This is a genomic window from Clostridium senegalense JC122, assembly GCF_000285575.1.
Classification (GTDB): Bacteria; Bacillota; Clostridia; order Clostridiales; family Clostridiaceae; genus Clostridium_J; species Clostridium_J senegalense.
Map to the genome: position 1 here is coordinate 204,911 of NZ_HE611050.1, position 9,769 is coordinate 214,679.

Sequence of the window (9,769 nt, forward strand, 5' to 3'; positions counted from 1 at the left end):
TTAACTAAAATAATCTGTGAGTTATTGATAAAATATTAATTTGAGTTTTCTCATTTTATAAATGAATAAGTCTAAAATTTAATTTGCAATCCTACAGTGTGTTGTTAATCTTAAATTTTCTTAATTTAATAAATTACACATATAAATCATTGCTGAAATAAATGTAATTATACATAAAAAGAGCTATTGACTAATTAACTTTTATTAGTTAATTTTCCAATAGCTCTTATTTTCTACATTTTTTCTACCACTTCTAAACCTATTAAAGATAATCCATTTTTCAATACTTGAAGTGTTGCCTTTACAAGATTAATTCTTGCATTTTTAATTTCTTCACTTTCTGAGTTTGCTATATTGTGAGCATTATAAAATTTATTAAATGCTTTAGCAACATCTATACAATATCTTGTTACCATACATGGTTGAAGTTTATCTAATGCAAAATTAATTACATTTTCTAAATTTCCAAGTTCTTTTACAAGTTCAAACTCTTCTTTAGAAGTTAATTTGCTATAATCTATATTTTCGTCTAAACCTTCTCCAACTTTTCTTAATATACTTTTTCCTCTTGCATAAGTATATTGTACATAAGGACCTGTTTCACCTTCAAAACTTAGCATCTCATCCCAGTTAAATACTATATCTCTTTCTCTATTATTTTTAAGATAAGTAAATACTATTGCTCCTATACCAACTTTTTTAGCCACTTCTTCTTTATTTTCTAATTCTGGATTCTTTTCATTTATTATTTCTAAAGTTTTAGCTACTGCTTCATTTAATAAATCTTCTAAAAATACAACATCACCTTTTCTTGTTGAAAGCTTTTTATCAGCAAATCTTACAAGCCCAAATCCTACATGTGTACAATCATTGGCCCACTGATGACCCATAAGCTCTATTGTTTTAAATACTTGATTAAAATGAAGCGCTTGATCCTTTGCAACTACATATATATTTTTATAAAAATCATAAGTTTTTTTTCTATAAAATGCTGCCGCTAAATCACGAGTAGCATATATTGTAGCTCCATCTGCTTTTTTTATTATACAAGGAGGCATATTATATTCATCAAGCATAACTACCTTTGCTCCTTGGCTATCTGTTAAAAGTCCCTTTTCGTCTATTTCTTCTATAACTGCATCCATTTTATCACTATAAAAACTCTCACCTGCAAAAGAATCAAAAGATACATTTAACATTTTAAATAACTTATCAAATTCTTTTAAACTTAAATCTCTAAATCTAGTCCAAAGCTTAACTTCTTCTTCATTGCCATCTTCAAGCAATTTAAAATGTCTTCTACCTTCATCATTAAGAGATGGATCTTTTTCTGCTTCATCATGAAACTTAACATAAACCCTTAACATTTCTTTTATAGGTTCTTTTTCTAATGCTTCTTCATCGCCCCAATTATTATAAGCATATATAAGTTTACCAAACTGTGTTCCCCAATCACCTAAATGATTTATTCCTATAGCATTATATCCATGAAACTTAAATAATTTATATAAAGAATTTCCAAGCATTGTAGTAAATAAATGTCCTACGTGAAAAGGCTTTGCAATATTAGCTGAACAATACTCAACTATTACATTTTTTCCATCTCCATCATTATTACTACCATATAAATCTTTTTCTTTTAAAATTTTTTCTATAGTATTTTTTATAAGAATTTCTTTATTAACAAAAAAATTTAAATATGGTCCAAAAGCTTCAACCTTTTCAAAGTTATTATCCTTTATTTTTTCTTTTAATTCTTGTGCAATCATTTGCGGTGCTTTTCTCATTGATTTTGCTAATGAAAAACAAGGAAATGCATAATCACCCATATCTGACTTTGGTGGTATTTCTACTAATTTTTCTAACTCATCTATTGATATATCTACATTTGAAGATAATATACTTGCTATATGATTTTTGTAATCCATTTAAAATTCCTCCTAATTTTTTATAATAAAAAAACCGCCTCTTTACAAAAGTAAAGAGACGGGTAAATATCCGTGGTACCACTCTATTTGATCCTAATTATAAGATCCTCTCAAAATTTAACGCTATTTAGCGGCAATTCTTTGTTAACTTTTACTAAAACTAACTTTCTAAAATTGCATCTCCAAGGGTCTATTCCTATAGCTAGCAATTGCTACGCTTTCATGTCACCACTTAAGCTTCTTTGAAATATAAGGCTCACACCAGTTCCTTACTCGCTTAATTTCTTTAAAGAAAGTACTATCCTTTTCATTGATTTTTTCATTAAATTATATATTACATTATATACATATACTTAATTTTGTCAATACTTTTATCAATTATTTTACTTGTATAATTTAAAAATTATTTTTCCCATTATATATTATTTATATTCATTACTAAATAACCGTTGTTTTCATTCTCAATTGATAATAGAATCCACATACATTTTTATCTAATTTTTATTCACAAAATAGGAGTTTTAGTATATTATAGTTAGTATACTTATATATAAACAAACTTTTTGTGTTATATCAATTGATAATGGAGGAATTATGAATAACAATTTAGAAATCGGAGTAAAGGTTAGTAAAAACACTATAATAGTTAACGGACTATTATCTTTTGTAAAAATTTTTATTGGAATTATATCAAAAAGTAATGCAATGATAGCAGATGGAATTCACTCTTTTTCAGATATAATAAGCACTTTAGGTGTTATTATAGGTTTAAAACTTTCTAGCAAACCTGCTGATGAATCTCATCCTTATGGACATGAAAAAATAGAAAGTTTATCTTCACTATTTTTATCTATATTACTTTTCATAGTAGCTATTGGTATTGGTTTTACTGGTATTAAGAACATAATTTCAGGAAATCTTAATGTTCCAACTTCCATTGCGATATTAGGAGCTATAATTTCTATAATAACTAAAGAATGGATGTATTTTTACACAATGAAATATGCTAAAAAAATAGACAGTCCATCTTTAAAAGCAGATGCATGGCATCATAGATCTGATTCATTATCATCAATCGGAGCGCTTCTAGGAATTTTAGGCGCTAGAATGGGCTTTCCTATATTAGATTCATTAGTAGCTTTGGTAATCTCTATTTTAATAATTAAAGTTTCTTATAATATAGCAAAAGAAAGTGTGTCTCAACTTATAGACCAATCTGCAGATAAAAATACAGTGTTAGAAATAGAAAATAAAATAAACTCTATAGATGGAGTTGAAAATATCGATAAGTTAAGGACAAGGCTTCATGCTAATAAAATTTATGTAGATGTTTCAATTTCCGTAAATTCTAATCTTACGGTAGATGAAGGCCATTCAATAGCAACAAAGGTTCATAATTTAATAGAAGAAAACTCTAATATAAAACACTGTATGGTCCATATCAACCCATATAAAGCTTAAATTTTTAATCTTAACAAAGAAGCGCAATATATTAATGCGCTTCTTTATATTAATGCCACTCTAATAAATATTTGAACAACTTTAATAATCTAAGGCTTGTGACTTCTACATCAATACTTTTTTTCTTCTAATATTTCAACATTATAATTGAAAGAATTCACAAATTTATATTTACTTTTAAATATACCATTTTCCTGTGAATAATTTACAAATTCTATTAGTATATTTTCTGTATATCTTGATATAATCATTTTTATATCTTTTATTACAGTTTTATTATTTGTAAAAGGATCAAACTGTAAATCTATCTCCTTAGAACCTTCCAAAGGCATATAAATCACATAATATCCGCTTTCACATGAAAAACCATGTTTTATAATATCCTTAGGTTTTAAATATTTTATTGTTATAGATAAAATTCCTTCATATATTAATATCCCCTTATTATCTCTATTACTTTTTACACAGTTTGAATTTAAAATAAAAAGCTCACTGCTAACACTCAATATTTTAAGTACTGGAAAATTAAATTCCACATTTGCTACTACTAAGTCATTAATAATTGTATTAGCTAATTGAACTTCTACTTTTTTTATGCTTTTATCATCTTGTGATTTTTTGAAAACAACATCGTCTTTTTTATATCCTTCTATTAATGCACTATCACAAACTTGTATTTTACTTAAATCAACACTATTATAATCAGGCTTAACTTCATATGAATTTCTATAGTTTTTTTTATAATTATCACTATATTCTTTGTTATTTTCATTAAAGTCTTCAATTAAAATTCGTTTACAACTTTTTTTCTTTGATTTTCTTTTAATTCTTTACAATGATTTTTTTTATAATAATCATCTTCATTTAATGTCCTACTTTCTTTATAATGTTTTTTAATATTTGTATTATCAACTTCGGTATTCTTACTATGTTCTTTTGAATCTATCTTATAAGTACTACTATCCTTAATTTTTTTTATTGTTTTTTTTTATTTTTGAATGTTTGATCAATTTCTTCTAAATATAAATATAGTAATATATAGTTTAAAGTTTTAGAATCAATTTTAATTTTTTTTATTATCAATTCCACAGCTATTTTTATTAGTAATATTTCTAATTCCATATATAACCTACCATAACATTGCTATAATATTATTTTATTTAAAAAATGCAGAGTTGTTACAACTCTGCATAGTTTTATTTTATAGTTATGCTAATAAAATTTGGAATATATCAAAATTAAGTGTTAATACTATTTTTTCTGTAAATATAGTATATAATTCTCCTTCACAGCAGTGTTCATCACATTTTCTTAAAATGTCGCCCTCTTGTATTGACCATGATGTTAATTCTGCAAAAGGTGGTTTAAATAAAACTACTTGTTCAAATTCTTCTCCATCACATAATGACTGACCCATAAAGCCTTTATCACATGGTCCTATTGAATTTTGAAAATATTCATATCTTTGTTTTACTCTTGCTGTTGGTGTTGGTAATGTTAATCCTGTTAATGGGCTAGCAAAACTAAATGGTATTTTTATAATTATATCATTTAAATTATTTCTATAAGTTCTACATCTACTTGTGTCTGTTGTTGGATCTATAGGTGTAGCATATTTTATATCTTTTATAATATATCCTTCAACAATCAACATATGATCTATTATTTTACATTGATTTATTATAGGAGTTCTTTTTATTCCTTTTATTTCAACAAATCCTTCTGGAATTTGTACATCATCAATTATCACTCCATTTATTGATGTTGTGCCTATTCTTCGAATTACTTGAGTTCCATCTATGGCTGTTGAAGTTGCTGTAGATGTTAACGTTCTAGATTCTAAATCTATATCACTACAATCACGTGTTGGACATCCACTTGGTAATAAGTTTGGTATACAATTATTGCTCATTATTTTTTCACCTCAAAATATAGTGTAATCATAATATATAACTAAAGCTGAATTACAAGCTTTATACTATAATATATTGTATTTATTTGTTTTTGTTACAACCCTCTACATTTTTTTACAAACAATTTGTTATAACTAAACATGTTTTGAAATAAACTAATTATTATTTTGTATATATTATTAAACAACACTTACTTCTACATATTTTTTTACATATATATCAAAATCTAAATTTAATAAAATTTTTTCACTAAATACTTTATATAGTTTGGTATCTTTATTTCCCCTTTTATAATTATCTGCTCCATCTATGGTCCAACCAATTAAATCACCATAAGGCAAATCATTAAAGGTCAAAGAATTTTTAAAATAATTTTCACATATTGACATTGTATTAAAATTTTCTTCAAAATATTTTTTTCTATTATCCTTATTTAAAACTTTATCATTTATATTTTTTATAAAACTATTAGAATTAAGTTCACTTATAATAGTAGAAATATTAAATGGAACTTTTATTTTTACGTTTCTTAAATAATTTTCACAAAAATTATGTGTTTCTAAATTTCTATCACTATATTTTGGTGTAGCATAAGAAATATCTTTTAATACATATCCCTCCACAATTAAATTATCAGATAGAATTTTGCAACTTTTTATAAAAACATCTCTTTTACATTCTTCTATACTTATATAACCTTCTGGAATTATTACCTCTTCTAATATAGTAGTTTTCATAAATACAGTAGCAAGCAAAACAGGAACCTTTGCCTTATTTAATTTTCTTTCAACAGAATTCATTCCACTACTTCCTACCTGCTTACGTTCTATCGTTATATCACTACAATAATTATTTACAATACTTTTTTCTACTTCTATGTTCATACTCATATAAAAATCACCTCAAAAGTGCTATTTATACTATTCTATTCCCCCTTTAGAAGTTAGGTTCCATTTTTATACATATAGTTCTATTTTTATACATAAAGAAATGACTTAAGATAATAAAATTATCTTAAGTCATTTTTTAATTATTTTTTATACATTTCTTGAACTTTACTTTGAATTTCATCATTTTCTAAATATTCATCATATGTCATAGTTCTATCCATAATTCCATTTGGAGTTATTTCTATAACTCTGTTAGCTATTGTTTGAATAAATTGATGGTCATGTGATGTAAAGAATAGTGTTCCTGTAAAGTTTATAAGTCCATTATTTACAGATGTTATTGATTCAAGGTCTAAGTGGTTAGTTGGTTCGTCTAAAATTAATATATTAGCAGAACTTAACATCATCTTAGATAGCATACAACGAACTTTTTCTCCTCCTGATAATACAGAAGATTTTTTTTAATGCTTCTTCTCCAGAAAATAACATTCTTCCTAAAAATCCTCTTATAAAGCTCTCAGATTTTTCTTCAGAATATTGTCTTAACCAATCAACTAAAGTTAAGTCACAATTCTCAAAATACTTTGAGTTATCAATTGGAAAATAACTTTGAGAAGTTGTAACTCCCCATTTAAACTCACCACTATCTGCTTCTAGTTCTCCCACTAAAATCTTAAATAAAGTAGTTTTTGCAATACCTTCACCTAAAAATATTATTTTATCATTCTTATTTACTCTAAAGCTAATATCATCTAAAACTTTTACTCCATCTATAGTTTTACTTAAGTTCTTAACTTCTAAAATGTCATTTCCAGCTTCTCTTTCTGGTTTAAATCCAACAAAAGGATATCTTCTTGTAGATGGTTGTATATCATCTAATGTGATTTTATCTAATTGTTTCTTTCTACTAGTAGCTTGCTTTGCTTTAGATGCATTTGAGCTAAATCTAGCTATAAAGGCTTGAAGCTCTTTAATTTTCTCTTCTTTTTTCTTATTTTGATCCTTTGACATTTGAAGCGCTAACTGACTTGATTCATACCAAAAATCATAGTTTCCAACATAAAGTTGAATTTTCCCAAAATCCACATCTGCCATATGTGTACATACTTTATTCAAGAAATGTCTATCATGGGATACAACTATTACAGTTCCTTCAAAGTCTAATAAGAAGTTTTCAAGCCAAGTTATAGATTTTATATCTAAGTGGTTAGTTGGTTCGTCCATTATTAAAATATCCGGTTTTCCAAATAAAGCTTGAGCAAGTAGTACTTTAACTTTTTCTGGACCACTTAAATCTTTCATTAATTTTGTATGTAATTCTTCAGTAATTCCTAGACCATTTAATAATGTAGCTGCTTCACTTTCAGCTTCCCATCCATTTAATTCTGCAAATTCACATTCAAGTTCTGATGCTTTTATACCATCTTCATCTGTAAAATCTGGTTTTGCATATAGTGCATCTTTTTCATCCATTATTTGAATCAATCTTTCATGACCCATCATAACTGTTTTCAATACTTCTACTTCATCATATTCAAAGTGATCTTGCTTTAAAACAGCCATTCTTTCACCAGATGTTATAGATACTTCTCCAGTATTTGCCTCTATTTCCCCTGATAATATTTTTAAGAAAGTAGATTTTCCTGCTCCATTTGCTCCTATTATTCCATAACAATTTCCTTCAGTAAACTTTATATTAACATCTTCAAAAAGTTTTCTTCCACCATATCTTAAACTAATGTTAGTTGCTTGTATCATTAATATGTACCCTCCAAATAATTCTAATTTATTCTTTTGTAAATATAACCAATCATCTAAAATCAGTATTTTTTTACAATTAGTGTTCTGAATATAAACACGTTCACTATTATAGCATATAGCCTACTTTATTTACAATTATAAATTTAAAATCTCTTAAATAACTATTAATCGTTATAAATATAAAATTCTAAATTCAATTTTTAAATTTCCTATTTCAAAACTTTTACATTTAAAATAGTAAGATATTCTATAAATAACTTGAAATTTAATATCATAGTTTATATAAAAATTTTTAAGTTTATTCATCAAATCTTTGTTATCAATTTATAAATAAATTTTAAAACAACAATTGAAAGTGATGAATGAAAATAAAAATCAATTTTTTAAAATAAAAACACCATCAACGTTTATATATTTGATAGTGTTTTTCTACAATAATTACTTATTCTTTTTGTTTTTCCAATATTCACTTGAGTTGTGTTGTTTTTTATTTTCTTTATAATTTTTTTGTTTATCTTTTTTCCCCTTGCTACTAACTTTATTATATGTCTTCATTTGTTTCTTTTCTTCATCGTTAACTATATTACCAAAATATAATTCTTTTAAAGGAATGTTTATTTTGAATTTATTTTCTAATTTAGTTATTAATGGCTTTTCTATTTCTGTAATTACTGACACAGAAATACCTTTATTTTTTCCTCTTCCACATCTACCCGACCTATGAAGATAATCCATTTCATTTCCAGGTAAATCTATATTTATTATATGTGTTATTCCTCTTATATCAATTCCTCTAGCTGTTAAGTCTGAGGATACTAGAATATTACTTTTTCCATTTATAAATTCATCCATGGATTTCTTTCTGTTTGATTTAAAATCTCCTCCTGAAATGGATACAGCTTTTAATCCATGATATTTTAATTTATCTGTTATAACTTCTACATCATTACTATTATTTATAAACACGATTGCTTTTTTAGGTTTTAATGCTGCAACTAATTTTCTTACCATTAATGTTTTATCTCTTTTATCACATAAAAAACACATATGTTCTATATTTTTATTAGCCATTGGAACTTTATCTTCTTTTATTATAACTGGGTCTTTCATAGATTCATTAGCAAATTTTAACACTTCTTCTGTAACAGTTGCTGAAAAGCATAGAAGTTGCCTATCTCTTAAAGTAGTTTTTATTACAGCCTTTGTAACCTCGTTATTATTTTCATCTAAAAGTTTATCACATTCATCTAAAACAATTGTTTTAACTGTATGAGCTGATATTTTTCTTTTTTTTATAAGTTCTAATATTCTTCCGCCAGAACCAATTATTATATGTTGTTTTTCTTTTAATTTTTCAGTTTGACGTTTTATATTTACATTTCCAATTATAGTTGTAGATGTTATGTTCATTTTGCTATCTTTAGATAATTTATCTATAACTTTATGTACTTGTACTGCTAACTCATGTGTTGGTGTTAATATTATAACTTGATTTTCTTTTTTATCTATATCTATTTTTTCAAATATTGGAAGCAAATAAGCTAAAGTCTTTCCACTACCAGTTTCACTTTCACCAACTAAATCCTTATTTTCTAATATATGCTCTATAGTCTTTCCTTGTATTGATGTAGGAACCTTTATACCTTGTAATTTTAGAGCATTAATAATATTATCTTGTATTTTTAAATTTTTAAAATCTTTTTCCATATATATCTCTCTCCTTAAAGCTTAAATATAAGGCTATATTTTTATATCTTCATCTATTATAGTGTCCATTGCAACTATTATACTTGCAAATTATATCATTATAAATGAA

General features: G+C 25.5%; 7 protein-coding genes and 1 pseudogene. 1 reads left to right on the forward strand and 7 read right to left on the reverse strand.

All coding sequences use genetic code 11. The features are described 5' to 3' along the window. Positions 1–233 precede the first annotated feature (233 nt). Entirely contained in the window at positions 234–1,928 is a 1,695-nt protein-coding gene (gene argS, locus CSGHG_RS01420) for an arginine--tRNA ligase (protein ID WP_010292029.1), read from the reverse strand. 594 nt (positions 1,929–2,522) lie between these two features. On the opposite strand from argS, the gene CSGHG_RS01425 reads away from it, so the two are divergent. Continuing rightward, positions 2,523–3,389, forward strand: a complete 867-nt coding sequence (locus CSGHG_RS01425) for a cation diffusion facilitator family transporter (RefSeq protein WP_010292030.1) — start codon at positions 2,523–2,525, stop codon at positions 3,387–3,389. 110 nt (positions 3,390–3,499) lie between these two features. On the opposite strand, the gene CSGHG_RS01430 is transcribed toward CSGHG_RS01425, so the two are convergent. The 6 genes and pseudogenes from CSGHG_RS01430 to CSGHG_RS01455 form a co-directional block, all read right to left on the reverse strand. Next, complete coding sequence (locus CSGHG_RS01430; protein ID WP_010292031.1) at positions 3,500–3,925, reverse strand: hypothetical protein; 426 nt, start codon at positions 3,923–3,925, stop codon at positions 3,500–3,502. Between the two features lie 439 nt (positions 3,926–4,364). After that, positions 4,365–4,511 carry a hypothetical protein gene (locus CSGHG_RS22960; protein ID WP_155844719.1) on the reverse strand — a complete coding sequence of 49 codons (147 nt, stop codon included), beginning with the start codon at positions 4,509–4,511 and terminating at the stop codon, positions 4,365–4,367. 85 nt (positions 4,512–4,596) lie between these two features. Further along, a complete protein-coding gene (locus CSGHG_RS01440) occupies positions 4,597–5,301 on the reverse strand; it encodes a hypothetical protein (RefSeq protein ID WP_010292032.1) in 705 nt (234 codons plus the stop codon). 180 nt (positions 5,302–5,481) lie between these two features. Further along, entirely contained in the window at positions 5,482–6,192 is a 711-nt protein-coding gene (locus tag CSGHG_RS01445) for a hypothetical protein (protein WP_010292034.1), read from the reverse strand. Between the two features lie 140 nt (positions 6,193–6,332). Next, positions 6,333–7,950: pseudogene (locus CSGHG_RS19530) on the reverse strand (ABC-F family ATP-binding cassette domain-containing protein). 441 nt (positions 7,951–8,391) lie between these two features. Beyond that, the gene (locus tag CSGHG_RS01455) at positions 8,392–9,660 is read right to left on the reverse strand and encodes a DEAD/DEAH box helicase (RefSeq protein ID WP_010292038.1); all 1,269 of its coding nucleotides are present in this window, start codon (positions 9,658–9,660) and stop codon (positions 8,392–8,394) included. Between the last annotated feature and the right edge of the window lie 109 nt (positions 9,661–9,769).

Bases quoted from the DNA above. Each gene is read 5' to 3' on its own strand.
- argS (WP_010292029.1), bottom strand. From the start codon at position 1,928: ATGGATTACAAAAATCATATAGCAAGTATATTATCTTCAAATGTAGAT.
- CSGHG_RS01425 (WP_010292030.1), top strand. From the start codon at position 2,523: ATGAATAACAATTTAGAAATCGGAGTAAAGGTTAGTAAAAACACTATA.
- CSGHG_RS22960 (WP_155844719.1), bottom strand. From the start codon at position 4,511: ATGGAATTAGAAATATTACTAATAAAAATAGCTGTGGAATTGATAATA.
- CSGHG_RS01440 (WP_010292032.1), bottom strand. From the start codon at position 5,301: ATGAGCAATAATTGTATACCAAACTTATTACCAAGTGGATGTCCAACA.
- CSGHG_RS01445 (WP_010292034.1), bottom strand. From the start codon at position 6,192: ATGAGTATGAACATAGAAGTAGAAAAAAGTATTGTAAATAATTATTGT.
- CSGHG_RS01455 (WP_010292038.1), bottom strand. From the start codon at position 9,660: ATGGAAAAAGATTTTAAAAATTTAAAAATACAAGATAATATTATTAAT.